Genomic DNA, 24,295 nt, shown 5'->3' with positions numbered 1-24,295 from the left:
GAGCCGGTGCGGCGACGCCGTCCGCGCCGCACCGGCTCTCACCCCCCACGCCACGGGTCGCCGAGGCGGACCCAGCATCCCGTGGACGGTACGCACTCGAAAAGGGCCGAACGGCTCTGCTGTACGGGGCAGTCGGCCCTGCGCCACAATGCGGTTGCCGACCCCACGACGGGAGGATCCGTCAACTACCTGGCCCTGAAGGGCCGGGTTTGCAGGCAGAGTGAGAGCTGATGTCCCGCTGTGGTTTCCTGCGTCCGGTATCGCTAGGCGGTACTGGGGCGGTTGACTGCGCCCCGCTGCCACGCAGCATCGGCCCGGTGGGCGATGTTGCGGGAGCCGTGTTGCAGGCACGCAGAGTCGCCGCCAGTGCATGCGCGTCATGCGCGGACGCAGGCAACAACTTCACCTGCGCGACGATCTTCACACAGAGCAACCTAATAGACCTGATCACCGGAGGTCAACTTGCCCAACAAGCACGGCCTTTCGCCCTGGCGGCGAAACGCCGCCCGATGCCCTGCTCCGCAGGAACTCCGATTCCTCCCCGCCCTCAAGGACGGGGCATCCTCGAAGGAGACCAGGTGAACTTACGTCGCGCTCCGCTCACCCCGCGCCCCGCCACCGCCACCGCCCCCGCCTCCGCTCTCGCCCCCGCCCGTGCCTCCGTGAAACTGGCCCCGCTGACGGCGGTCCTGGCCGCCGTGTTCCTGGCCGTGCTCACCGCACTCGCCCCACCCGCCGCCGGGGCGCAGGAACAGGCCATCCGCGGCGGGGACATGCTCTACAGCAGCACCGGACTGTCCTGCCCGGTCGGGTTCAACGCGAGTGGCGGCGGAGAGCGTTACGCCCTCATGCAGGGCCACTGCGTCCGGAACGCCGGTGCCGTCTGGTACGCGGATTCCGCCAGGACGGTGGAGATCGGCCGGACCGACGGCGCGACCTTCCCGGTCAGCGACTTCGCCGTGATCCAGTACACCAACCCCGACTTCACCTACCCCAGCGAGCTGTCGTCCGGCGCACCCGGGGGCTCGATCGCGATCACCGGCGCCGCGTCGCCCTCGGTCGGTCAGCAGGTGTGCCACGCGAGCGGGACCACCGGCGTGCACTGCGGCGTGGTCACCGCGGTCAACCTCACCGTCAACTACCCCGAGGGCGTGGTCTACGGCGTGTTCAGCTCCACTACCTGCACCGAGCCGGGCGACCGCACCGCCTCCGCGTACTCCGGCGGGACGGCGCTCGGGCTGATCGTGTCCGGCGGCTCGTGCAGCCTGGGCGGGACGACGTACTACCAGCCGGTGGTCGACGTGCTCCAGGAACACGGGCTCACCCTGCCCTGACCCGGGCGGCCCGGCGAACGGCCGCCGGGCGGAGGGGCGTTGTCAGTGGCCTCGTATAGAACGGGTGTATGAATGCTACGGATGCCCGCCGACAGCACTGCGCCTTCGCTCACGCCGTGCTCCGCGACCTCGCCCTGGCCGCACCCGGGCGCCTGCTCGCCGCCGCGCTCGACGGCTCGCTCGACGCCGAGCTGCGGGCGCTGTGGCGGCAGGCCGGGGCGGGGCTGACCGCCGCGGAGCAGTCGGACGACGGGCCCGCGGGCCGGCTCGTCCGGCACGACTCCGTCCTCGTCACGCTGCCGCCCGCGGCGGCGCCGCCCGAGGCGCACTTCGTGCTGGTGACGGCGCCGCCTGGGGCGCCGGTGCGCTACGCCACCCTGGAGGCGGCGCCGGACGCCGCGGGGCGGCCGGCGGCGATGCTGTGCATGTGGGCGATGACGGCGGACGGCCCGGCCCACGCGAGTACGCTCCAGTTCCTCCCGGCGCGCGAGGACCGGTTCCTGGACGCCGCGATGGAACTGCCCAGCGTGCCGCCGACGTTCGCGCTGTCCTCACCGGCCCCCGGCGCGCCGGCCGCCTGACCGCCACCCGCCTGGGGCGGCAACGCCGGATTCAGGCGTCCTGCGCCCCCGGGTCGAGCCCCTCCTCGACCACTTCACGGGCCACGTCGGTCAGCGGCCGGCGGGTGTTGCGGGCGTGCCCGCGCAGCAGGTGGAACGCCTCGTCCACGGCGATGCCCCGGCGCTGGGCGAGAGCGCCCTTGGCCTGCTCGATCACGATGCGGGAGTTGAGGGCGTTCTGTAACTGCGCCGCGACCGCCGTCTGTTCGGCGAGCGCGCGCCGCTGCAGGATGCCGATCGCGGCGACGTCGGCGAGGGCCTGGCCCAGCCGCAGTTGCGTATCGGGCAGGGTGCCGGGCCGGTCGTGGAAGAGGGCGAGCGCGCCGACCGTTCTGTCCCGCGCCCGCATCGGGGTGGCGGCGACGAGGGCGAACCCCAGCTCCAGCGCCCGGCCGGCGAAGCGGGGCCAGCCGGCGTGCGCCCGCGCGTGCGCGAGCGGGGTGGCCGGCACGGGTCTCGCCGTGCGGTAGCAGTCGACGGCGGGGCCCTCACCCCACTCCACCGCCGCCGACACCAGGGCGTGCGCGCGCTCGTCGGAGGCCGAGGCCGTGAGCGCGGCACCGCCGTCGGCGGCGAGGACGACGCCCGCGGCGCTGACGTCGACCAGCTCGGCGCAGTGCAGCGCCAGCCTGCGCGCGTGCTGCTCGACGTCGAAATCGCTGACGAGGGTGTCGGCCAGGTCCACGAACGCGGCGGCCAGACCGTCCTCTCGCGACTCCTCGGGCATGGGGTCGTCACCTCGTTTCACGGCTGTCTGCCGGCCGGATGTGCGGCCGGACGTGTCGCCGGAGGTCACGCGCGACCCGCTGCCCGATCCGGGTACGGGGGCTGGATCCGGGAGTGTTCCCGGCCGAGTGTGGGAGCGCGGCGGGACTGCTCCCAGCGATGGGCGGTTCGCTCGTGCTCCGGCGACGGCCCACCGGGGTCCGGGGTGGTCGTGGCAGACCACATTAGACGGCCGCCGCACGGGGGGCGAAGCTGCCCCGCGGAGGCGGGCGTTCAGCGAGCGTTCCCTGGTCGTACGGGACCGGGGATGGCATATGCCGCCGCCATACCGCCGCGGATCGGCAGCGTACGAGGGCCGGGCGACGGCCCGGCGGATGCGGGCCCTCACGTTCCGCACCCGGAATTCCAGTCGCCCGGCGGGGCGGCGCGGTGCGAGTATCGGCGCCATGGTCGACATGTCTCTCCTTGCCGCCTTCGCCGCGGCGATCTTCGTGCTCGCCGTCACCCCGGGTCCCGACATGATGTTCATCGTGGCCATGGGCGGGCGCGGCGGCTCCGGCATGGGCGTCATGGCCGCGGCGGGCGTGGCCTGCGGCATGCTCGTGCACGCCTGCGCCGCCGCCCTCGGGCTCTCCGCGCTCTTCGGCGCGCTGCCGGTGCTCTACCACGTGCTCCGCTGGCTCGGCGCCGCCTACCTCCTCTACCTCGCGGTCCGCGCCTTCCGGGACCGCTCGGTGCCCGGCGACGAGGACGACGCGGCGGCCGGCGCGGACGGCAGGCGCGCCGGGCCGCGAGCACGCCGCGCGTTCTGGCAGGGAATGGTCACCAACCTGCTGAACCCCAAGGTGATCATGTTCAACATCGCGTTCCTGCCGCAGTTCGTGGACCCCGGCCGCGGCCATCTGCCGCTGCAACTGCTTCTCCTCGGCATCACCGGCGTCGTCGTCGGCTTCTGCGTGGACGGCTCGGTCGGTCTGCTCTCCGGCCGGCTGGCGCGGGCGCTGCGCCGCAGCCGCCGGCTGGCGCGGGGGCTCAACATCTTCAGCGGCACGGTCTTCGCGGGCCTGGCCGTACGGCTGGCGGCCACACCGCGCTGAGCGCGGACCCGCGCGGGCCGGATCCACGTGCCGTACCCGGGCGCCGCCGCGGCGGCGCCCGGGGTCACGCCGGGGCCAGCCCCGCCCGCCGTGCGGGCCCGGGGGCCAGCAGCGCCCAGCTCCGCTCGTCGCCCCACGCCGAGTCCCCGGCGACGTACGGGCGCAGCAGCTCGTCGAGTTCTGGGTCGGCGAGACCGGCCAGCGCGTCGGAGGCCCGCTTGCGTGCGATCCCGGCGAGGAAGTCGGCGAGCTGCACCCGCGGATCGCTCTCCGCGTCGGTGAAGCGCAGCTCGCGCAGGTGCGCGCGGGGCGGGCGGCACACCTCGTACAGCCGCCCCACCCGCTCCTCGGTCAGCGCCGTCTGCCGGTCGTGCACGACGGTCACCGCCGCCCCGTCCCGCCCCCAGTACGCGACCGCCGCGGCCAGCGCCGGCAGCAGCGAGTCCAGCGCCGGCACCGTCCGCGGGTCCTCCAGCAGCGCGGCGCGCAGCGCTTCGGCCCGCGGGCGCGCCCGCCGTACGAGCTCCAGCACGCGGCCCGCCTCGCCCGGCGCCCCCGCGCGGTGGAGCTCGTCGGCCAGGGAGAAGAAGCCGTCGGCGGAGGTCTCCGCGCCGCGGCGGGTGTTGATCCACATCAGCTCGTTGAACGAGGCGAGGAACGCCTGCCAGCGCTCGCGGCCGTAGACCCGCGGGCCCTCGCGGTACAGCGCGAGGGCCGGGCCGCGTGCGGCCCCCGTGGCGTACCGCAGCATCGACGCGGCGTTCGCCGGGTCGGTCCCGGCCACCAGCAGGTCCACGACGCGGGCGACGGTGAAGAACGCCTTCTCGGTCAGGTGCACGCGGGCGCGGCCGGGGAGGGGCCCGTCGGAGCCGAGGAACCACAGCATCGTGCCGCGGTGCTTCTCGCGCTGCAGGTGGTTGGCCTTGTACATGGTCGCGGGGGAGCGGATGCGGTCGCGCAGCGCGCGGATGCAGTCGGCCGCGTCCGCGGCCGGGACCGTCACGCCGGCGTGGGCGAAGACGTCGGTGACGCCGCCGAGGAGGTTCTCGCCCTCGTAGCCGGACTCGTCGCAGAACAGCTCCGCGCCCGCCGCGGGCCCGTCAGCCAGGGGCCCGTCAGCCAGGGGCCCGTCAGCCGGGGGCCCGCCCGCCGGGGGTACGCCACCGCCGTCGCCCGCGGGCGGGCCGGAGGGCACATGGTGCATGAGCAGCCTCCCGCCGTTGCCGAGAGCGCGACCGTACCGCGGCCTGCCCCCGCATACGAGGGGTTTTCGCGCGCGCCGCCGCCCGCCGGCCCCTCCCCGCACCGGGGGCCGGCGGGCGGGAGCTCACGCCGCGGCCGGTGCGGGGCCCACCAGCTCCGACAGGACGTCCTCCATCGTGACGAAGCCCAGTACCCGCCCCTGGTCGCCGGTGACGGCGGCCAGGTGGCTGCCGGCGGCGCGCAGCGCGGTGAGCGTGTCGTCCAGCGGGGAGTCGATGGCCACCCGGGTCATCGGGTGCAGCGCCGTACGCGGGAACGGCGCGTCCCGCTCCGTGACCCCGAGGGTGTCCTTGATGTGCAGGTAGCCCAGCAGCGCCCCGGCCGCGTCGGTGACCGGGAAGCGGGAGAAGCCCGCCTCGGCGGCCAGTTGCTCCAGCCGCGCCGGGGTGACGGTGTCCTCGACGGTGGTCATGGTGCCCGCGGGCACCAGGATCTCGCCGACCGGCCGGGTGCCCAGCTCCAGCGCGTCCCGCAGCCGCTCGCCGTCGGCCGGCTGGAGGAGCCCGGCCTGGCTGGCGTCGGTGACCATCCGGACGAGCTGGTCGTCGGTGAAGACCGCGGCCACCTCGTCCTTCGGCTCCACCCGCAGCAGCTTCAGCAGCGCGTTCGCGAACGCGTTGACACCGAAGACCACCGGGCGCAGCGCGCGGGTCAGCGCGACCAGCGGCGGGCCCAGCAGCAGCGCGGTGGGCACGGGCGCGGCCAGCGCGATGTTCTTCGGGACCATCTCGCCGATGAGCATGTGCAGGTACGTCGCGACCGCCAGCGCGATCACGAACGCGATCGGGTGCACGGCGGCGTGCGGCACGTGCGCCGCCTCGAAGCCGGGCTCCAGCAGGTGCGCGATGGCCGGTTCCGCGACCGCGCCCAGCACCAGCGAGGAGACGGTGATGCCGAGCTGGGCGGTGGCCAGCATCGCGGAGAGGTGCTCCAGGCCGTAGAGCGTGGCGCGGGCGCGCCGGTGCCCCCGGCGGGCCTGCGGCTCGATCTGGCTGCGGCGTACGGAGATCATCGCGAACTCCGCGCCGACGAAGAAGGCGTTGGTGACCAGCGTCAGGGCGCCGAGCCACAGTTGCAGGGCGGTCACCGGCGCACCTCCTGGGCGGGCCGGCGCTGGTCGGGCGCGGCGGCCTGGTGCGGCTCCGTGCCGCCGGCGTCGGTGCCTGCGTCGGTGCCTGCGTCGGCGTCGGTGCCGGCGTCGGTGCCGGCGGCGGGCCCGTCTGCGGTGCCGTCCGCGGCGCCGGCGGGAGCGGTGATGCGGACCCGGTCGGCGCGGTGGTGCTCGACGGCCAGGACGTCGAGGCGCCAGCCGGCGAGGTGCACCGCGTCGGCCTCGGCCGGGATCCGGGCCAGCCGCGTGGCGATCAGCCCCGCGACCGTCTCGTACGGGCCCTCCGGGGCCGTGAGGCCCAGCTCGGCGAGCTGGTCCAGGCGGACGCTGCCGTCCGCGTCCCAGGTGGGCCGCCCGTCCGCGCCGACGCCGGCCGGCTGCAGGTCGGGCAGCTCGACCGGGTCGTGCTCGTCGCGTACCTCACCGACGACCTCCTCCACGATGTCCTCCATCGTGGCCACGCCGGCGGTGCCGCCGTACTCGTCGATGACCACGGCCATCGTGCGCCGCTCGCGCAACTGCTCCAGCAGCCGGTCGGCGGGCAGCGTCTCGGGCACCAGCAGCGGATCCGTGGCCAGCTCGGTGACCAGGGTCGCGGCCCGGGTGCGGGGCGGCAGCGCGAGCACGTCGCGGATGTGCACCGTGCCGACGACCTCGTCCAGGCTGCGGGCGTAGACGGGGAAGCGGGACAGGCCGGTGGCGTGGGCGAGGTTCGCGGCGTCGCCGGCGGTGGCGCCGGCCTGCAGCGCCTTGACGTCGACGCGGGGGGTCATCACGTTCTCCGCGGTCAGCTCGTGCAGGTGCAGGGTGCGGACGAACAGCTCGGCGGAGTCCGCCTCCAGCGCGCCGCCCTCGGCGGAGTGCCGGGCCAGCGAGACCAGCTCGTCGGGCGTACGGGCCGAGGCCAGCTCCTCGGCGGGCTCCAGGCCGACGCGGCGCACGACGCGGTTCGCGGTGCTGTTCAGGTGGCGGATGAACGGGCCGAAGGCGGTGGTGAAGACGCGCTGCGGCCCGGCCACGGCCTTCGCCACGGCCAGCGGCCGGGCGATCGCCCAGTTCTTCGGCACCAGCTCGCCGATCACCATCAGGACCACCGTGGACACCGCCACGCCCAGCAGCGTCGCCACCGGCGCGGCCGTGCCGCCCAGGCCGAGGGCCGCCAGCGGGCCGCGCAGCAGCGTGGCCAGCGAGGGCTCGGCCAGCATGCCGATGACCAGCGAGGTCACGGTGATGCCGAGCTGGGCGCCGGAGAGCTGCAGAGTGAGCCGGCGGACGGCGGCAAGGGCGCCCTCGGCGCCCCGCTCACCCGCGGCGGCGGCCCGCTCCAGGTCGCCGCGCTCGACGGTGGTCAGGGAGAATTCGGCCGCCACGAAGACCGCGCAGGCCAGGGTGAGCGCGAGGGCGGCGAGGAGCAGAAGGATCTCGGTCACCGTGCCACCTCCGCCTCGTCACTCGTGTTCAGGCGGGCCGTGGCACGGCCGGTACTCGGAGGTTCGCCCATCGCGGGACCGCTGCTCCTTCATGATCGTGGGACGGGTGTCCGGGAGTGTCTCGTATTCGAGTGTCTCCGACACCGGAGTAAAGGGATAGTAAACCGGCTTCCGCGCCCGCGGCCAGGCACGGGCCGCGGCGCCCGGGTGCGCGGGCGGGCGCCGTCAGGTGAGCAGCAGCGGGTTGTCGTTGCGGTGCAGCCAGGCCAGGTACGTCTCGGTGGACCTGGCCGCCTCGCGGTAGGCGTCCTCCAGCGCGGTGTAGACGGCGTGGAACTCGCCGTCGGTGGTCGACGCCGCCCGGGCGGCCAGCAGCAGCCGTACGGTCAGCGGGTCGCCGTGCAGCGGCCTGATCGCCATGCCGGGGCGGGGGGTCGAGGTGGGCTGGCACGGGGTGACGGCGACCCCGGCCCGTACCAGGTCGGCGGCCGTCAGGTAGTCGCCCTGGATGACCCGCAGCTCAAGACCGGCGCTGGCGAACATCCGGCGGATGCCGTGCCACTCGCCGTCCACGTGCGGGTCGACGACCCACGGGTGCCCGCGCAGGTCGGCGAGCGTCACCTCCTCGCGCTCCGCGGCGGGGTGCGCCGCGGGCAGGGCGACGAACTGCGGCTCGCGCCACAGCAGGGTGCGCTGGCCGATGCCGTCGGGTACGCGCAGCGGGCAGCCGGTGACCTCGTGCACGAACGCGACGTCGAGCTGGCCCTCGGCGACCATGCGCAGCAGCGAGTTCGGCGAGGGGTCGACGCGGATGGAGACGTCCGTGTCCGGGAACCGGCCGCGCAGCCGGCACAGCCAGCCGGCCACCGCGCGGTTCGCGGTGCTGCCGAGCCGCAGCCGCGGCCCGCTCTCCAGCGCGCGGGCCTCCTCACGCGCCTCGCTGACCAGCGTGGACATCTCGGCGAGCAGCGGCCGGGCCCGTGCGGTCACGGACCGGCCGAGCGGGGTGGGGCGGCAGCCCGAGCGGTCGCGCACGAACAACTGGCCGCCCACGGCCCGTTCGATGCGGTTCAACTGGGCCGTCAGGGCGGGCTGGGAGACTCCGAGCCACCTGGCCGCCCCGTGCACGCTTCCGGTGTCGGCGATCGCGCACAGGGCGCGCAGGTGCCTCAACTCCAGCTCCACGCGGGGAGCATAACCACACTTTCTTGTCAGGGTCACTACACCTATGCGCCGTTCCGCCCCGGCCGGGGGCGGGATCGTACGCCGCTATCACCGGATGAGATCTGCCCCGGGCCGCCCTTGTGCCCGCAGACTCCTCACCGAACGACCGACCGACCAATCGTTCGTGAGGAGAAACCCCCATGAAACTCTCCGGAAGACTGGTCTCCGGCGCCCTGGGCCTCGGCCTGGCGCTGACCGGCCTGGCCGCCTCCCCGGCACCCGCGGCCGACCAGCATGACGGGCAGCCGGCGCGGGCCGCCACCGCGCAGGCCGCCACCGCCTCCGCGGCGTACACCGGGCAGGACCGGGAGCAGCAGGCCGAGAACCGGGCCTTCTTCGAGATGATCCGGGAGAAGGCGCGCGAGAAGCAACTGGCCGAGCCCGGCTTCCAGGCCGTCACGATCACGTACAACGACGCCGGCGCCCCCAACTACCAGAGCGACATAGCCCAGAGCAGCCAGATCTGGAACGACGCCACCAGCAACATCACGCTCGCGGAGACCTCCGGCACCGGTGACTTCAGTTACCGCCAGGGCAACGACCCGCGCGGCAGCCACGCCGTGACGGACGGCCGCGGCCACGGCTACGTCTTCCTGGACCTCCAGCAGACCCAGCAGTACTACTCGCTGCGCGTCGTCGCCCACGAGACTGGCCACATCCTCGGCCTGCCGGACCACTACAGCGGCCCGTGCAGCGAGCTGATGTCCGGCGGCGGCCCCGGCACGTCCTGCAGGAACGCCTACCCGAACGACAACGAAGCCGCCCGCGTGGACCAGAACTTCGGCTGAGCCGGCACCGGTTCCGGGCCCCGCCCGGACCCGCCGGCCGAGCCCGGTCCCGGCCCCACACGGGACCGGCGGGCCGCCGCCCACGGGCCTGGCGCCCGGCGGCCCGACCGCGCCCGCCCCGCACCTCGCGGGGCGGGCGCGGCGCGCGCGGTCAGCCGATGCTGCCGGCCCATTCGAGGTCTACGGCCAGTAGGCGTCGAAGTTCCTGGAGAACTCCCAGTTGCTGTACCGGTCCCAGTTGATCGACCAGGTCATCAGCCCGCGCATGCCGGGCCAGGTGCCGTGGGTCCGGTACGAGCCGCAGTCGCCGCCCTTCGTCAGGCAGTCCAGCGTCTTGTTCACCTCGCTGGGCGGTACGTGCCCGTTGCCGGCGTTGGTGCTGGCCGGCATCCCGATGGCCACCTGGTCGGGGCGGAGCGCCGGGAAGAGCCGCTCGGAGTTGCCCGCGACCGGGAAGCCGGTGAGCAGCATGTCCGTCATCGCGATGTGGAAGTCGGCGCCGCCCATGGTGTGGTACTGGTTGTCCAGGCCCATGATCGGGCCCGAGTTGTAGTCCTGGACGTGCAGCAGCGTCAGCGAGTCGCGCAGCGCGTAGATCACCGGCAGGTACGCGCCGCAGCGCGGGTCCTGGCCGCCCCACTGCCCGGTGCCGTAGAACTGGTAGCCCATCTGCACGAAGAACGTCTCCGGCGCCATCGTCAGCACGAAGTCCTCGCCGTACCTGGCCTTGAGGGTCTGCAGCGCCGAGATGAGGTTGACGATCACCGGGGTGGTCGGGTTGCGGAAGTCGGTGTCGCCGCTGTCGAGGGAGAGCGAGTGGCCCTCGAAGTCGATGTCGACGCCGTCGAGCCCGTACTCGTCGATGATGCCGCTGACCGACCGGACGAACGCGTCGCGCGCGGCCGTGCTGGTCAGCTGGACCTGCCCGTTCTGGCCCCCGATGGACAGCAGCACCTTCTTGCCCGCGGCGCGCTTGGCGGCGATGGCCGCCTTGAACTCCGCCACCGGCTCCACGTTCGGGCACTCGGTCTGCGGGCAGAGCTGGAAGCGGATGTCGCCGGAGGTCGAGGAGGTGGGCTCGCCGAAGGCGAGGTTGATGACGTCCCAGCTCTCGGGTACGTCCGCGAGCCGGGTGTAGCCGGAGCCGTTGGCGAAGCTGGTGTGCAGGTAGCCGACGAGGGCGTGCGGCGGCAGGGCGGTGCCGTCGGGGCCGGAGCCGCCGTCGTCGTCGGTGGCGCCGGTGGCGGTGCCGGAGAGGGCGCCGATGAGCAGGGCGAGCGCGGCGATCAGGGCCGCGAGGGGGGCGGCGGGGCGGGAGCGGTGTCTGGAGAAGCGCGGGAAACGGTCCACAACTGCCTCCGGGGCTTGGGGTGTTGGGGCCTTGCGGGGGTGCGCGAGGGACAGGTTGGTCCAGACCAATAATGATGTCAAGGGGACGCGTACACGTCAGGGCGCGTACGCCGTCCGCGTACGCGCCTGCGCCGTGTGCCGTTGGGTGTTCCGTGGTGGTCCGGGGGTCCCGTCAGAGGCCGGAGATCCGCCCGTTGCGGAAGAGGTCGACGAAGATCTGGTGGTCCGCCCGCGCCCGTGCCCCGTAGTCGTGTGCGAAGTCCACCAGCATCTCGGTGAACCCGTCGGCGTCCGCCGAGATCGCCTCGTCGATCGCCCGCTCGGTCGAGAACGGCACCAGCGAGTGCCCGCTCTCCGCCACGTCCGCCGCCGCGTGCATGGTGGCCGTGGCCCGCCCCAGGTCGCCCACGACGGCCCTGGCCTGCTCCGGGTCGTCGATGTCCGACCAGTCCAGGTCCACCGCGTACGGCGAGACCTCCGCGACCAACTGCCCCGCCCCGTCCAGCTCGGTCCAGCCCAGCCACGGGTCGGACGCGGCCTGCAGCGCGCGCTGCGAGATGACCGTGCGGTGCCCCTCGTGGCGGAAGTAGGCGCGTATCGCCGGGTCGGTGACGTGCCGCGCGACGGCCGGGGTCTGGCCGCGCTTCATGTAGATGACGATGTCGTTCTCCAGGGCGTCGCTGTGCCCTTCGAGAAGGATGTTGTACGACGGCAGGCCCGCGCTGCCGATGCCGATGCCCCGGCGGCCGACGACGTCCTTCACGCGGTACGCGTCCGGCCGCCGCTCCCGGCCGCCGGGGGGCAGCGTCTGAAGATAGCCGTCGAAGGCGTCGAGCACCCGGGCGCGCGTGGCCGCGTCCAGCTCGATGGCGCCGCCGCCGGAGGTGAAGCGGCGCTCGTAGTCCCGTACCTCCGTCATCGACTCCAGCAGCCCGACCCGGGTGTGCGCGCGGGCGGCGCGCAGCGCGCCCAGCAGCGGGCCGGTGGCGGTGTCGAGGGTGAAAGGCGGCACCTCGTCGTCCTTGGCGCCGGCGGCCAGCGCGCGGACGCGCTCGCGGTAGGCGTCGGCGTAGGCCCGGACGAGGCCCGATATCTGCTCGTCGCTGAGCGCCTTGGTGTAGCCGATGAGCGCGAGCGAACCGGCGAGCCGCTTGACATCCCAGGTGAACGGGCCGACGAACGCCTCGTCGAAGTCGTTGACGTTGAAGACGAGCCGGCCGTTGGCGTCCATGTAGGTGCCGAAGTTCTCGGCGTGCAGATCGCCGTGGATCCAGACCCGGCCGGTCTGTTCTGTCAGGAACGGGTCGTCCCGCTCGCCGGCCTGGAGATCGTGGTAATAGAGGCAGGCGGTGCCGCGGTAGAAGGCGAACGCCGAGGCGGCCATCTTGCGGAACTTCAGCCGGAAGGCGGCGGGATCGGCGGCGAGCAGCTCGCCGAAGGCGGAGTCGAAGACGGCGAGTATCTCCTCGCCGCGGGCGTCCCTGGTGTCCGTGACCATGCGGGTCACGATATCCGGTGCGGCACCGGGTTCCCGGGGTGGTCCCGGGGTGGTCCCGGGGTGGTCCCGGGGTGGTCCCGGGGTGGTCCCGGGGCGTACGGACCGCGCCCCGCCGGGGCAGCGGGGCGCGGTGCGTACACCCGGCAGGCGCGCGTCAACAGCGCGCGCCTGCCGGGGACTTCGGCGGGCCGGCCCCGAGGCGGGCGGCCGGCGAGGTCAGCGGCGCGGGCGCGGGCCGACCGCCAGCGGGACGCCCGTACGCTGCGACTGCGCCACCGATTCCGGCGAGTCCTCGCTGCGTGCCGCGTCCTTCGGGATCACCGGCTCCGCCGGCTCCGTCGGCCGGTCGGCCGGCGGGGTGTAGCCCTCCAGCGTCGCGTTGCCCCAGACGTACGGGTCGGCCTGGGCGCTGCCGAACGGGGACCACGCCAGCCGGGTCTGGCCCGTCTTGTCGTCGGTGTCCGAGTCGTACACGAGCACGTTGAGCGCGAACTTCTCCGGGTCCGCCGCGGCCGGCAGGTCGGCCAGGGCGATCTTCGCCTCGATCGTGTAGCCCTGGTACGGGTCCGAGACCACCGAGACCACCTTCATCCCGGGCGCCGTGACGGCCGCCGGGCCCTGCCAGTTGTCACCGTCGCGCTCGGCCACCGCACCGCCGCCGTTCGCGGTGTACGGGAAGATGCCGGTCTTGAACGTGGTCGAGGTGTCGTCGGCCGTGCCGCGCGGGTCGAGGGTGATCTCGACGGCGTCCGTACGCCAGTGGCGCTTGGCGTCGCCCTCCTCCAGCGCCGTGCCCGCGCGCTCGTCGGTGACCTTGACGAACACGTACAGGTCGTCCCCGTGCCGCGAGAGCTTCGCCGTCGCCGACACGTCCTCTGGGCCGACCGCGGTGCCCTCCCAGTGCACCAGCGGCAGCTCGGGGCCCGGGTACTCGCCGGGGCGCTCCACGCCGTCGAGCACCGGGGCGGTGGCGACCTCGGGGATCGTCGTGGCGGGCGGCTCGGGGTAGGCCGGCTGCGTGTCGTTGGCCAGCCACGGCAGGCCGACGCTCTGCGTCCAGTCGCGGAACTCCGCGAACACCGGGCGCAGCTCGCCCTGGGACCGCACCGCCGACTTCACGGCCCTGCCGTCCGCCGCCAGGACCGTGTACCAGTCGGACCCGAGCTGCTCGGGGTCGGTCGGCACCTCCGGGGGGCGGGAGGCCCAGCCCTGCGTGACGTACTTGCGGGCGGCGTCCCGCTCCACCTGCGCCCAGCTCGTGCCGTGCTCCGTGCTCTGCGTGCCGGTGAAGACGCCGAAGACGGGCAGGCCGCTGGCGCGGTCCGTACGCCGCTGCTTCGGGGCGTCCGGGCCGAGCAGGCTGCCGAAGGTGTAGTTCTGCGCGAGCAGCAGGCGCGCGGTGTGCGGGCGGTAGCCCTCCTGGGTGAGCTGCGAGCGGAACGCGCGCGGGTCGCCGGCGAGGAAGAACGCCTCGATCGCCAGCCGCGCGGACATCTGGTGGCCGCCGTGCTGGTTGAAGGGGCGCGGGTCCATCGTGATGACCGTGTCGGGCGTGGTGGCGCGGATCAGCCGGACGACGCGCTCCAGCGTGTCGTCCCGGTCCCAGATCGTGCCCGTCAGCGGGCCGGACAGCGTGTACCAGAAGTCGGGCTTGTCCAGGTAGTAGATGTTGGTGATGCCGGCGAGGCCGACCGCCGCGCGCTCCTCGTCCTCCCGCATCTGGCCGAGCGGCGGACCCTCCTCCGGGCCGACCGCGTTGCCGCCGCCCTCGCCGCGGGTGACGGTGAGCACGCCGGTGCTCAGCCCGTACTGCTCCCGCCACTGCCCGAAGGTCGCGAGGTTGCCGCACTCGTCGTCCGGGTGCGCGCCGACGAAGAGCACGTCGTTGTGGGCGCGGTCCCGCCCGCCGGGCGGCGCCTTGCGCGGGCGCGGCACGCTCCAGTCGTCCGCCCACGCGGACGGTGCGGTCGCGCCGAGCGCCGTACCGACGATGCCGGACACCAGCGCGGCCGAGACGACCCGCCGGCTCGGCCCCGACCGGTCCGCTTTCTGTGCCCGTACGGGCTCTGTTCCTCTGCCCTGCGGGCTGTCCCCCTGCGCCGAGTTCGTCACCGATGGCCTCCCCTTGACGTACGAGGTGAGCCCTGCTTGATGAGGCTCACGATCGTCCGTTCTATGCCAAAGCGGAAGACGGGGCAAGAGGTTTGTCAGGACATCTTGTCAACTGGATGCGGGGCGGTGCGCGCCGGCACCGCCCGGGGTGTGCCCAACTCCCCGCAGGGGAAGGGGTATCCGAGACGCCACGCACCTCGTATGACAGAGTTCGGATCATCCGACGGCGTAATCCGGAGTGCATGTGACCACCGAGAACGGCGGGGCGGCCTGGCTGAGCACCGTGGCCGGGACGTCCTGGACCCCGCCCGAGATCGATTTCACGAAGCCGCAGACGGCCCGTATGTACGACTACTACCTGGGCGGCAAGGACCACTACCCGCCGGACCAGGAGACCGCCGAGCGCGTCGTCGGGGTCTGGCCCAGCGTCGGCAAGTTCGCCCGCGCCAACCGGCACTTCATGCACCTGGCCGTCGAGCGCCTGGCCGCCGCCGGCGTCGAGCAGTTCCTGGACATCGGCACCGGCATCCCCACCTCGCCGAACGTCCACGAGGTCGCCCAGGCCGTACGGCCCGCGGCGCGCATCCTCTACACCGATCACGACCCCGTGGTGCTCGCGCACGCCCGCGCGCTGATGAACTCCACCGCCGCGGGCCGCATCGACTACATACAGGGCGACCTGCGCAGCCCCGGGACCGTGCTCGGCCACCCCTGCATGACCGGCCCGGACCCCGCCCTCGACCTGACCCGGCCGGTGGCCCTCAACCTGGTGGCGATCATGCACTTCATCACCCCCGAGGACGACCCGCGGCGCATCGTCGGCACCCTCATGGACGCGCTGCCCGCCGGCAGCCACCTCGTCCTCAGCCACATCACGGCCGAGTTCGCCCCCGAGCAGGTCCAGGCCGCCGCCGATCTCTACCACCGCCAGGGCCTGCCCGCGCACGCCCGCGGCGAGCGCGAACTCGCCGATCTGGTCGACGCCCTCGGTCTTGAACTGCTGCCGCCGGGTATCCTGCCCGTCAACCGCTGGTCCGCGCCCGCCCCCGGCACCCCCGGCGATCAGCCGGCCCCCCGCTACACCGACGCCGAGGCGTCGTGCCTGGGCCTCATCGCCAGGAAGCCGTGACGGCGGGCCACCGCCGGGCGGCACGGACCACCACGAGAACGGAGTGCATGTGACCACCGGGAACGGCGGAACGGCCTGGCTGANCACCGCGGTCGGAACGTCCTGGACGCCACCGGAGATCGACTTCACGAAGCCGCAGACGGCGCGTATGTACGACTACTTCCTGGGCGGCAAGGACCACTACGCGCCGGACCGGGAGACCGCCGAGCAGGTCGTGAAGGTGTGGCCGACGGTGCGCCAGGCCGCCCGTGCCAACCGGCTCTTCATGAACATGGCCGTCGAGCAACTGGCCAGGGCGGGCATCGACCAGTTCCTCGACGTCGGCACCGGCATCCCCACCTCGCCGAACGTCCACCAGATCGTGCAGCGCGAACAGCCCGGCGCGCACATCCTGTACACCGACCACGACCCGGTGGTGCTCGCGCACGCCCGCGCGCTGATGAACTCCACCGACCAGGGGCGTATCGACTACATCCAGGGCGATCTGCGCCGGCCCGAGGACATCCTCGGCCACCCCTGCCTGGCGGGCCCCGAGCCGGTGCTCGACTTCGGCCGGCCGGTGGCGCTCACCCTCCTGGCGATCATGCACTTCATCACGCACGAGGACGACCCGAAGCGGATCGTCGGCACCCTGCTGGACCCGCTGCCCTCCGGCAGCCACCTCATCCTCAGCCACATCACCGACGAGTACGCCCCCGAGCAGGTCGAGGCCACCGCCCGCCTCTACCGCAGCCAGGGCCTCCCGGCACAGGCCCGCACCTCGCAGCAGCTCGTGGAACTGGTCGACGCCCTCGGCCTCGAAATGCTGCCGCCGGGTGTCCTGCCGGTCAACCGCTGGACCCCGGACACCTCCGACGAGCCGCCGACGCTCCTCTACACCGACGCCGAGGCGTCGTTGGTCGGCCTCATCGCCAGGAAGCCGTAACGCCGCGCCGACCGCGTTCCGGGGCGGTCGGCGCTTGGCTATGGTTCATCCGGGACGGTGAGGCGAGTCCGAGGCGGGGCAGGGGACGCTCGATGAGTGCTGCCGACAGGGTCCAACTCGTGCTGGTGCACGGCATCGGCGGGCCGCGGGACCCCGAGCGGGAGCTGCGCGCGTGGCTGGAGGCGCTGGCCGACGGCGCCCGGGACGCCGGCCACGCCGACGCCGTGTCCGCCCTCACCCGGGGGCGGCTGGCGCAGCCGCGGTTCGCCGACTACAGCGACCTGTTCGCGACCCCCGGCGCGCAGGGGCCGGCCGGGGACCCCGGCGACGCGGACGTCGCGTTCCTCCACCCGCTCGTCGCGGAACTGACGGACGAACTCCTCCGCCAGGCGCGGGAGCGCGGCGACCGGCGCGCGGAGCGGGTGATCCTCGATGCGCGCGCGCAGTCACCCGACGCGTCCCGTGCGGTCCAGGGGCTGGGGGAGCCCGTACGCGTCATCGCGCGCATGCTGACGACGCTGCTGCAACTGCCGGGGCTGCGGCGCGCCGGCCAGTGGGCCAGCGGGTCGCCGCTGCTGGGGCAACTGGCCCAGGTCGGCCGCTATCTGGACCGTACGGCGCACCCGGCGGACGGCGACTCGCTGGGCGCGCGGATCCGCCGCCGGCTGCTTCAGACCGTGGATCCCCGGCGGCCCGTGGTCGTCGTCGCGCACTCCCTCGGCTCCGTCGTCGCGTACGAGGCACTCCACCACCTCGACCGGGACGTCAGGCTGCTGGTGACGCTCGGCTCCCCGCTGGCCACGGCCGCGGTGGTGTGGCAGCGCCTCCAGCCGCGCCCGCCGCGGACACCGGGCTGCGTACAGCGGTGGCTGAACTTCTGGGACCGCGACGACATCGTGGCCTGCCGCCCGCGCCTGGAGAACTGGATGCTGCCCAGCCCCGCCGGCGTGCTGCCGCTCTCGCACCGGGTGGACTCCGACGGGATCTGGGTGCACACGGCGACCAAGTACCTCAGCCGGCCGGCGGTGGCCGGCCCGATCGTCGAGGCGCTGCAACGGTGAGCGCGCCAGGGGCCGTACGGCACGTGCAGGTGATCGCGGCGCAGTGCGCGGCCATGGGCACCCTCGCCCCGCTGGGCGCGGCGGCCCTGGAGTTACACGAGGTCCTGACCGACCCCGAGCGGGGCGGCTGCCGCCCCGCCGCCGGGGAGCATCCCTCCCTGCTGGTCGGGGACGACCTGACGCCCGAGCGGGTCGAGAAGGCGGTGGACGCGGCGCTGCGGCGGGCGCGGGCCGACGGCGCCGTCCTCGTACTGGCCCTGCTGGGCCACGGGTTCACGCCCCCGCAGCGCTCCGAGCTGTACTTCATGGTCCGGGACTCGACGACGCAGAGCCCGCGGTCGGCCGTGGACGTGGGCCGGATGCTCACCGGGGCCGCCGACGAGCCGGGTCTCGACGGGCTGATCGCCATCGTCGACACCTGCCACGCGGGCGGCGCGGCACCGGACGTCGGCAGGCTGGCGGGCGGCGTCCGCGCGGGCCGCTCCCGGATCGCCGTGCTCACCGCCGCCGCGGCCGACCAGCAGGCCCGCGACCTGAGTCTCAGCTTCGCCCTGGCCCGTACCCTGCGCGCGGGCATCCCGGACGCGGCCAGCGCGCTGTACGTGGACCACACGCTGGCCCGTGCCCTGCGCGACCAGGTCAGCGGGCAGGCGGTCGGGCGCGCCGAGTACGACCAGGACCCCTTCCCCCTCCAGGACCTGTGGCTGGCCCGCAACGCCGCACACGACACCCGGACCGCCGGCGACGCCGTCGGCCCGCTGGGGCTGCGGGACCTGAAGGAGAGCGTGGAGCTGTGGCGGGGCAGCCGCGCCGCGCCGGAGCGGCTGACCAGCGCCTCGCTCGCCGGCCTGCGCGAGTTCTTCGCCCGGCAGGAGGCCGGCGACGAGCCGCAGCACCCGGCCGCCCGCGCGGAGGTCGAGGACGTGGTGACGGCCCTGCTGGAGGCCGTACGCACCAAGGAGTTCCTCACCGACGCGCTTGCCGGCTCCCTCACCACCGGCCTGCTGCGCTCGGCCCGCCGCCTCGCCGGCTTCCCCGCCGAAGCGGAGGGCGCCGTGCCACTGCGGGACCTGCTGGAGTACGCGGTGCTGCGCACGCGGCGCCGCCGCGAGGCCCGCTGGAAGGGGCTGGCGCGGCTCGTCACCGCCCTGTTCCACCTGGCGGACGCGGCACCCGACCACGCCGGGCTGCGGGACTGGGCCCGCCGCCTGGACGTGCTCACCGAGGTCAACGACGCCCGCGCGGAGTTCGCCGAGGACCGCAGACGCCGGGAACTGCGCCTGGTCGTCAGCCTCGCCGGGGCCTGGACCGAGTGGCCGGAAGAGGTGGACGCCTGGCTGCTGCGCGGCAGCGAGGACCGTCCGCAGCACCAGCGCTTCCCGTGCGAGACCGGCGGCTCGCACGGCGTGGCCCGGGCGATCGAGGCCGCGCTGCGCTGGGCCCGCGGCGAACTGCCGCACCCGGAGCTGCTGGAGCACATCGACGTCGCGGCCCCCGCACACCTGCTCGCCGGCTGGCACCCCGAGGAGGAGAAGGTCGGCCGCTACCTGCTCGGCGCCAAGTACTCGGTGCTGGCCCGCTGGAGCGGCCGGCTCGACGAGGCCGAGGACAACGCCGAGATCAACGAGGCGGCCCGCAAGGCGCTGCGGAAGATGGCCTCCTCCAGCACGGCGCCGGTGACGTGGATAGACCCGGCCGCGCTGCACGACCGCCCCGCCTTGGAACACCGGCTGGCCACCGGCCAGTACGACACGGCCGTCGGCGTCGACCACGTGCCGCAGGACCTCACCGAGGTGCTGCGCCTGTTCCTGCCGTTCGCCCCGATCGTGCTGTGGCCGCGCGGCGACGCGCGGCCCGTGGCGGACCGGCTGCCCGAGCTGGTGCACGAGCGCTGGCACCAGTTGCCCGACGGGCTGGCCGCCGCGTACCGCAGCCGGTGGGAGGGGCACCAGGACGGCGCCCTGTGCCTCGGCGACGTGCGCGCGGTCTGGCACGACGAGGCGTGGATGGAGTTCTGCCGGCCCTTCGAGAACCGAGTGGTCGCCGCCCCAGAGGAGGAAGCATGACCTGGCAGCCCTACTACCGGGGTGACGGCCGGCGACGGGACGTCGAGCTGGCCGCGCCCCCGCCGTGGCGCACCTTCCCGCGCGCCTCCCAGCACCGCGAGTACCAGCCGCCGCCGGGGCTGCTCGACGCCGTCAACGCCGCGCTCCACCTGCGCCGCCCGCTGCTGGTCACCGGGCCGGCCGGGTCGGGCAAGTCCACGGTGATCGAGCAGGTGGCGTACGAACTCGGCCTCGGGGACGTACTCCGCTGGCACATCACCTCCCGCAGCACCCTCGGCGAGGCCCTCTACCGCTACGACGCCCTCGGCCGGATCCACGCCCAGAACCTCCGCGCGGCCGTCGGCCGGCGGCGGCCGGGCTCCCGGGCGGCGGCCGGCAAGGGCGGCAAGGGCGGCAGCGGCGGCAACGGCAGCGCGCGCGGCCGGGACGACATCGCGCCGTTCCTCCAACTCGGCCCGCTCGGCACCGCGCTGCTGCCCGCCGAGCGGCCCCGTGCCCTGCTCGTCGACGAGATCGACAAGAGCGATCTCGACCTCCCCGGCGACCTGCTGGAGATCCTGGAGCGCGGCGAGTACGAGATCCCCGAGCTGGTGCGGTACCGCCGGGAGCGGGTGGAGATCCGCTGCTGGGACAGCCGGGACACGTACACCGTGGCGGGCGGGCGGGTGCGCTGCTCCCAGTTCCCCTTCATCGTGCTCACCAGCAACGGCGAACGGGACTTTCCGCCGCCGTTCCTGCGCCGCTGCATCCGCTACACCATGCCCCAGTTGACGCCGCCGCTCCTGCGGGGCATCGTCCGGGCGCACTTCGACGGCGAGCTGCCCGACGACGGCGAGGAGCTGATCCAGGAGTTCGCCGACCGGGTGGCGGGCGGCAGCCACCTGGCCATCGACCAACTGCTCAACGCCATCGCCCTGCTGAGCGGTGCCCCGGGGCTGGCGGGCGAGCAGCGGGAGAGCCTGCGCGAACTGCTCACCCGCGAGCTGTCCCGTGCCTAGCCCACCCCGCGGCGCCCCCGGCAGCCCGCTCCCACCCGACGGACCACCCGGCGCCGCAGCGCCGCACGGCGAGGCGTCCGGCGAGGCGCCCGGCGAGGCGTCCGGCGAGGCGCCCGGCAGTCCACTCGACCGGCTCCTGGCGGCGCTGGCCGCAGCGGTCCCACCCGGCACGGACGCCCGTACCCTCGCCGACGCGGTCTGGCTGGCCGCCGCCCGGAGCCCCGCCGGCCAGGACCCGCCGGCCCCGGCCGGACCCACCGAAGGGCCGCCCCCGCCGGGCCGGCCGCACCCCGGCGACGACGGCGACCCGGCGCTCACCGGGGACCGCGGCACACCGGCGCCGCCCCCCGACGCGCCCCCCGGTACGGGCGTATCGGCGCGCCACCCCGACGCGGACACCCGCATCCGCGGCGAGCCGCTGTCCCTCGGCCGCCCCGCGGCGCTGCCGGAGCCGCTGGCGGTCGGCCGGTCGTTCCAGCCGTTCCGGCGGCGCTGGCCGAAGGGGAGCCGCACGCGGCTCGACGTCGAGGCGACCGTCGACCACTACGCCAGGGGCGGGCCGCTGGTGCCCGTGTTCGCCGCGGCGCCGGAGAAGTGGTTCGAGGTCGTCGTCGTGGTGGACACCTCGGTGTCCATGCAGGTGTGGAGCGAGACCGCCCGGTCGCTGACGAAACTCCTGCGCGTGCTCGGGGTGTTCCGGGCCGTCCACGAGTGGCGCCTGGTGTGGGAGGGCGAACAGCCCCGGGTACGCGACCAGTCGGGCGCCTTCGTCGCCCCCGGGCGCGTCCCGTACCACGGCAGCGGAAGCCGCCGCAGACGGCTGGTCGTCGTCTTCTCCGACTGCGCGGCGGGCGGCTGGCGGCGCCCGGGGCCCTGGCTGCTGCTGCGGGAGTGGGGGCGCCAGGTGCCGGTCGTGCTGGTCGATCCGCTGCCCCGGCGGCTCTGGCGGCGCTCCGCACTGAACCTGCCCGCCGTCCGCGTCACGGCCGCGGAAGCGGGCGCCCCCAACGGCGCCCTGCGCTACCGCACCCCGCCGCGGCTCCGGCGCGGGGCGCCGGGGCGGCCGGCGGGCGGGGACGAGTGGCTCCCGCTGCCGGTGGCTTCCTGCTCGCCGCGGTCGCTGGGCACGTGGGCCGGCGCCCTGATGCGGCCGGCACCGCAGGGCTGCGAGGCGGTCCTGATCCCGCGAATGGGGCGCCTCGACCCTGACGCGAGCACCTTCCCCATGGGGCCCGCCGGTTCCGCAAGCCGCGCCGGTTCCGCCCGGCCCGCCCCGCCGGAGCGCGCAGCCCTCGCCAGCCCTGCCGATCCCGCCAGCCCTACCGGTTCCGCGGACCCCGCCAGCTCCGCCGGTTCTGCCAGTCCCGCCTCCCGGCCGGAGCGTGCCGACCCCGCCGTCCTCGCCCGCTCCTTCCTGCACACCGCCGCCGCCCCGGCGGTACGGCTTGCAATCCTCTGCTCGGAACTGCCGGCCCTCACGCTGCCGCTGCTGCACGCGCTGCGCGACCAGGCGGTGCCCGAGGCGGGCCCGGCCGACCTCGCCGAACTCCTCACCGCCGGCCTGCTGACGGTCACCCACACCCACGGGCACGACCCGGTCATGACCCTCCGCCCGGACGCGCGCGAGGAACTGCGCGACGAGGCGACGACGTACGACGCACGGCAGGCCCGGCGGGCGCTCAGCCACTACACGAAGTCCCACCCGTACGCCCCGGCCGGCATCCCCGCCGTCCGCCACGACCCGTCGTCGCCCGGGGAGTTCGCCGCCCACGCCGAGCCGTTCGCGTACACAGGCGCGGCGGCGGAGCGCACCCCGCTGCCGGCGGAACTGGGCACGCACGCGCCGCTCCTGGGGCTCCTGGCGCGGGGGCGGAGATCCGGGTACGTCGAGGCGGAAGCCGTAGTCGAGGCGCTCGTGGTGAGCCGGATTCTGCCGAGTGCGATGAAGGACACCCTGCGCGCACTCTTCCTGGTGCTGGAACGCGAAGACGTGCAGATCCGGGTCCCGACGGGCGATGTACCGGTGCCCGAATTGGAGGACGAGTCCGAGGCTCTGCGCGCGGAACTCGAGTACGAGGCCCTGCTCACGGAGTTCCTGTCCGACGGCCTGCACCCGGAGCTGGCGTCCCACGCCCTGCGCACGGAGCTGGAGAACCGCGCGTATGCCGCCGGGGAGCTGCTGCCCACCGAGGCCGAGCTTGTCGACCACTTCCACGCCGTACGCGACATCGCCTGGCGCGCCATGGCCGCGATGCGTGACCAGGCTGACCCCAGCCACGCTCCTTCACCGTCGGCCCCGGAGCCCGACTCGTCCGCGGCGGACCACGCCCCCCTCGGCCCGCCGCCGCCGGAGCTGGCCGGCTTCGCCGCCGTCATGCGGGTGGTCCGGCTGGGGAAGGCCGTCGGGTACGTCAGCGGGGACGGCGTACGCCGTGCGTTCGAGGAGGACGGGATCCCACCTGCGCAGTGGAAGGACGTGCTGCGGTCGTTGAACGGCTACCTGGAGTCCGAGGGCGTCCGGCTCCACGTCTCCGCCGCGGAACCACCCCCGCCCGCACCCCCGTCGCCCCAGCGGGGCAGCCGCTTCCTTACGCGAAGGGCCCCGCGGCACGAAGAGCAACTGGCGGTGATCCGCACGCCGTTGCAGTCCTCGTACCGCATCGCGGTGATCTCCCTCAAGAGCGGCGTCGGCAAGACCACGACCACCACGGCGCTCGGCGCGATCCTCGCCGCCGAGCGGCAGGACAAGGTCCTCGCGATCGACATCGACCCGGACGGCGGCGCCCTGGGCCGCCGGGTGCCCCGCGAAACCGGCGCGACCCTCGGCAACCTGGTGATGTCGATCCCTTACCTCAACAGCTTCGCGGACATCCGCCGATTCACCTCGCAGACGCCGTCCGGTCTGGAGGTCCTGGCCAACGACGTCGACCCGGAGATCGCCGCGACGTTCAACGACGAGGACTACCGCCGCGTCATGGACGTGCTCGGCAGGGAGTATCCGGTGATCCTCACCGACTGCGGCACCGGCCTGCTCTACCGCACCATGCGCGGCGTGCTCGACCTCGCCGACCAACTGATCGTCGTGGCCACCCCGTCCGTCGACGGCGCGTCCAGCGCCAGCACCACCCTCGACTGGCTGCAGGCCCACGGCTACGCCCACTTGGTCGCCCACTCCGTCGTCGTCGTCTCGGATATGCGCGACGGAGGAAGGAGGATCAAGACCGAGGACATCGTGAGGCACTTCGAGACCCGGTGCCGCGGCGTGGCCGTCGTCCCGTTCGACGACCACCTGATGAACCACGGCCTGCTCGACCTGAACCCGCTCCGGCACAAGACCCGCGAGGCGTACTACGACCTCGCCGCCCTCGTCGCCGAGGACTTCGCCCGTGCCCGCGACGCGCAGGATCCGCCGCCCGGCGCCCCGCCCGAAGGACCGCACATCACCCAGCAGACCGGCACCTTCGAGGACCCCTCCCGCCAGCAGACCCGCCGTCCGCCCGGCGACCGCTAGCACTCCGCACTCCGCACGCGGCGCGGCGGCGACCCAGGACGCCTGCCGCCGC

At 74.3% G+C, this 24,295-nt stretch carries 18 protein-coding genes; 10 read left to right on the top strand and 8 right to left on the bottom strand.

The genetic code is table 11. The features are described 5' to 3' along the window. Nucleotides 1–578: 578 nt before the first annotated feature. Complete coding sequence (locus tag B124_RS04245) at nucleotides 579–1,334, top strand: S1 family peptidase (RefSeq protein WP_496501253.1); 756 nt, start codon at nucleotides 579–581, stop codon at nucleotides 1,332–1,334. Nucleotides 1,335–1,402: 68 nt separating this feature from the next. Further along, complete coding sequence (locus B124_RS04240) at nucleotides 1,403–1,915, top strand: hypothetical protein (RefSeq protein WP_496501252.1); 513 nt, start codon at nucleotides 1,403–1,405, stop codon at nucleotides 1,913–1,915. A 31-nt stretch (nucleotides 1,916–1,946) separates the two neighbouring features. Here the strand turns inward: B124_RS04240 and B124_RS04235 are convergent, their stop codons facing one another. Continuing rightward, nucleotides 1,947–2,681, bottom strand: coding sequence for an ANTAR domain-containing protein (locus B124_RS04235; RefSeq protein ID WP_496501251.1), 735 nt, complete (start codon nucleotides 2,679–2,681; stop codon nucleotides 1,947–1,949). 445 nt (nucleotides 2,682–3,126) lie between these two features. On the opposite strand from B124_RS04235, the gene B124_RS04230 reads away from it, so the two are divergent. After that, nucleotides 3,127–3,777: a LysE family translocator gene (locus B124_RS04230; protein WP_496501250.1), complete on the top strand. Its 651-nt coding sequence runs from the start codon at nucleotides 3,127–3,129 to the stop codon at nucleotides 3,775–3,777. Between the two features lie 64 nt (nucleotides 3,778–3,841). Here B124_RS04230 and B124_RS04225 read toward each other — a convergent pair whose 3' ends face one another. The 4 genes from B124_RS04225 to B124_RS04210 form a co-directional block, all read right to left on the bottom strand. Then, nucleotides 3,842–4,981: a DUF3800 domain-containing protein gene (locus B124_RS04225; RefSeq protein WP_496501249.1), complete on the bottom strand. Its 1,140-nt coding sequence runs from the start codon at nucleotides 4,979–4,981 to the stop codon at nucleotides 3,842–3,844. Nucleotides 4,982–5,104: 123 nt separating this feature from the next. After that, nucleotides 5,105–6,127, bottom strand: coding sequence for a hemolysin family protein (locus B124_RS04220; protein WP_496501248.1), 1,023 nt, complete (start codon nucleotides 6,125–6,127; stop codon nucleotides 5,105–5,107). Next, nucleotides 6,124–7,581: a hemolysin family protein gene (locus B124_RS04215; RefSeq protein ID WP_496501247.1), complete on the bottom strand. Its 1,458-nt coding sequence runs from the start codon at nucleotides 7,579–7,581 to the stop codon at nucleotides 6,124–6,126. The genes B124_RS04220 and B124_RS04215 overlap by 4 nt, the downstream gene beginning before the upstream one ends. A 225-nt stretch (nucleotides 7,582–7,806) precedes the next feature. Next, the gene (locus B124_RS04210) at nucleotides 7,807–8,754 is read right to left on the bottom strand and encodes a LysR family transcriptional regulator (protein WP_496501289.1); all 948 of its coding nucleotides are present in this window, start codon (nucleotides 8,752–8,754) and stop codon (nucleotides 7,807–7,809) included. Nucleotides 8,755–8,945: 191 nt separating this feature from the next. Between B124_RS04210 and B124_RS04205 the strand changes: the two genes are divergently transcribed. Continuing rightward, nucleotides 8,946–9,593, top strand: coding sequence for a snapalysin family zinc-dependent metalloprotease (locus tag B124_RS04205; RefSeq protein WP_496501246.1), 648 nt, complete (start codon nucleotides 8,946–8,948; stop codon nucleotides 9,591–9,593). 180 nt (nucleotides 9,594–9,773) lie between these two features. Here the strand turns inward: B124_RS04205 and B124_RS04200 are convergent, their stop codons facing one another. From B124_RS04200 to B124_RS04190, 3 genes are all read right to left on the bottom strand, one after another. Beyond that, on the bottom strand, nucleotides 9,774–10,943 hold the full coding sequence (locus B124_RS04200; protein ID WP_496501245.1) for a chitinase: 1,170 nt from the start codon (nucleotides 10,941–10,943) through the stop codon (nucleotides 9,774–9,776). Nucleotides 10,944–11,115: 172 nt separating this feature from the next. Then, the gene (locus B124_RS04195) at nucleotides 11,116–12,441 is read right to left on the bottom strand and encodes a DUF2252 domain-containing protein (RefSeq protein ID WP_496501244.1); all 1,326 of its coding nucleotides are present in this window, start codon (nucleotides 12,439–12,441) and stop codon (nucleotides 11,116–11,118) included. Nucleotides 12,442–12,657: 216 nt separating this feature from the next. Continuing rightward, a complete protein-coding gene (locus B124_RS04190) occupies nucleotides 12,658–14,553 on the bottom strand; it encodes a sugar-binding protein (RefSeq protein WP_496501243.1) in 1,896 nt (631 codons plus the stop codon). Nucleotides 14,554–14,797: 244 nt separating this feature from the next. Here B124_RS04190 and B124_RS04185 point away from each other — a divergent pair, with 244 nt between their 5' ends. From B124_RS04185 to B124_RS04160, 6 genes are all read left to right on the top strand, one after another. Continuing rightward, entirely contained in the window at nucleotides 14,798–15,682 is an 885-nt protein-coding gene (locus B124_RS04185; RefSeq protein WP_496501242.1) for an SAM-dependent methyltransferase, read from the top strand. Nucleotides 15,683–15,731: 49 nt separating this feature from the next. Further along, entirely contained in the window at nucleotides 15,732–16,607 is an 876-nt protein-coding gene (locus B124_RS04180) for an SAM-dependent methyltransferase (protein WP_496501241.1), read from the top strand. 92 nt (nucleotides 16,608–16,699) lie between these two features. After that, entirely contained in the window at nucleotides 16,700–17,668 is a 969-nt protein-coding gene (locus B124_RS04175; protein WP_496501240.1) for a hypothetical protein, read from the top strand. Beyond that, nucleotides 17,665–19,734, top strand: coding sequence for a vWA-MoxR associated conflict system protein (locus tag B124_RS04170; RefSeq protein WP_496501239.1), 2,070 nt, complete (start codon nucleotides 17,665–17,667; stop codon nucleotides 19,732–19,734). Before B124_RS04175 ends, B124_RS04170 begins: the two co-directional genes overlap by 4 nt. Then, nucleotides 19,731–20,732 (top strand): AAA family ATPase, encoded by a 1,002-nt coding sequence (locus tag B124_RS04165; protein WP_496501238.1) that lies wholly within the window; start codon nucleotides 19,731–19,733, stop codon nucleotides 20,730–20,732. The genes B124_RS04170 and B124_RS04165 overlap by 4 nt, the downstream gene beginning before the upstream one ends. After that, nucleotides 20,725–24,243: an SAV_2336 N-terminal domain-related protein gene (locus tag B124_RS04160; RefSeq protein WP_496501237.1), complete on the top strand. Its 3,519-nt coding sequence runs from the start codon at nucleotides 20,725–20,727 to the stop codon at nucleotides 24,241–24,243. The genes B124_RS04165 and B124_RS04160 overlap by 8 nt, the downstream gene beginning before the upstream one ends. Nucleotides 24,244–24,295: the final 52 nt, after the last annotated feature.

The organism is Streptomyces sp. CNP082, from assembly GCF_059570535.1.
The sequence above is the reverse complement of the archived record's forward strand: the minus strand, read 5'-3'. Positions and strand labels throughout refer to the sequence as shown.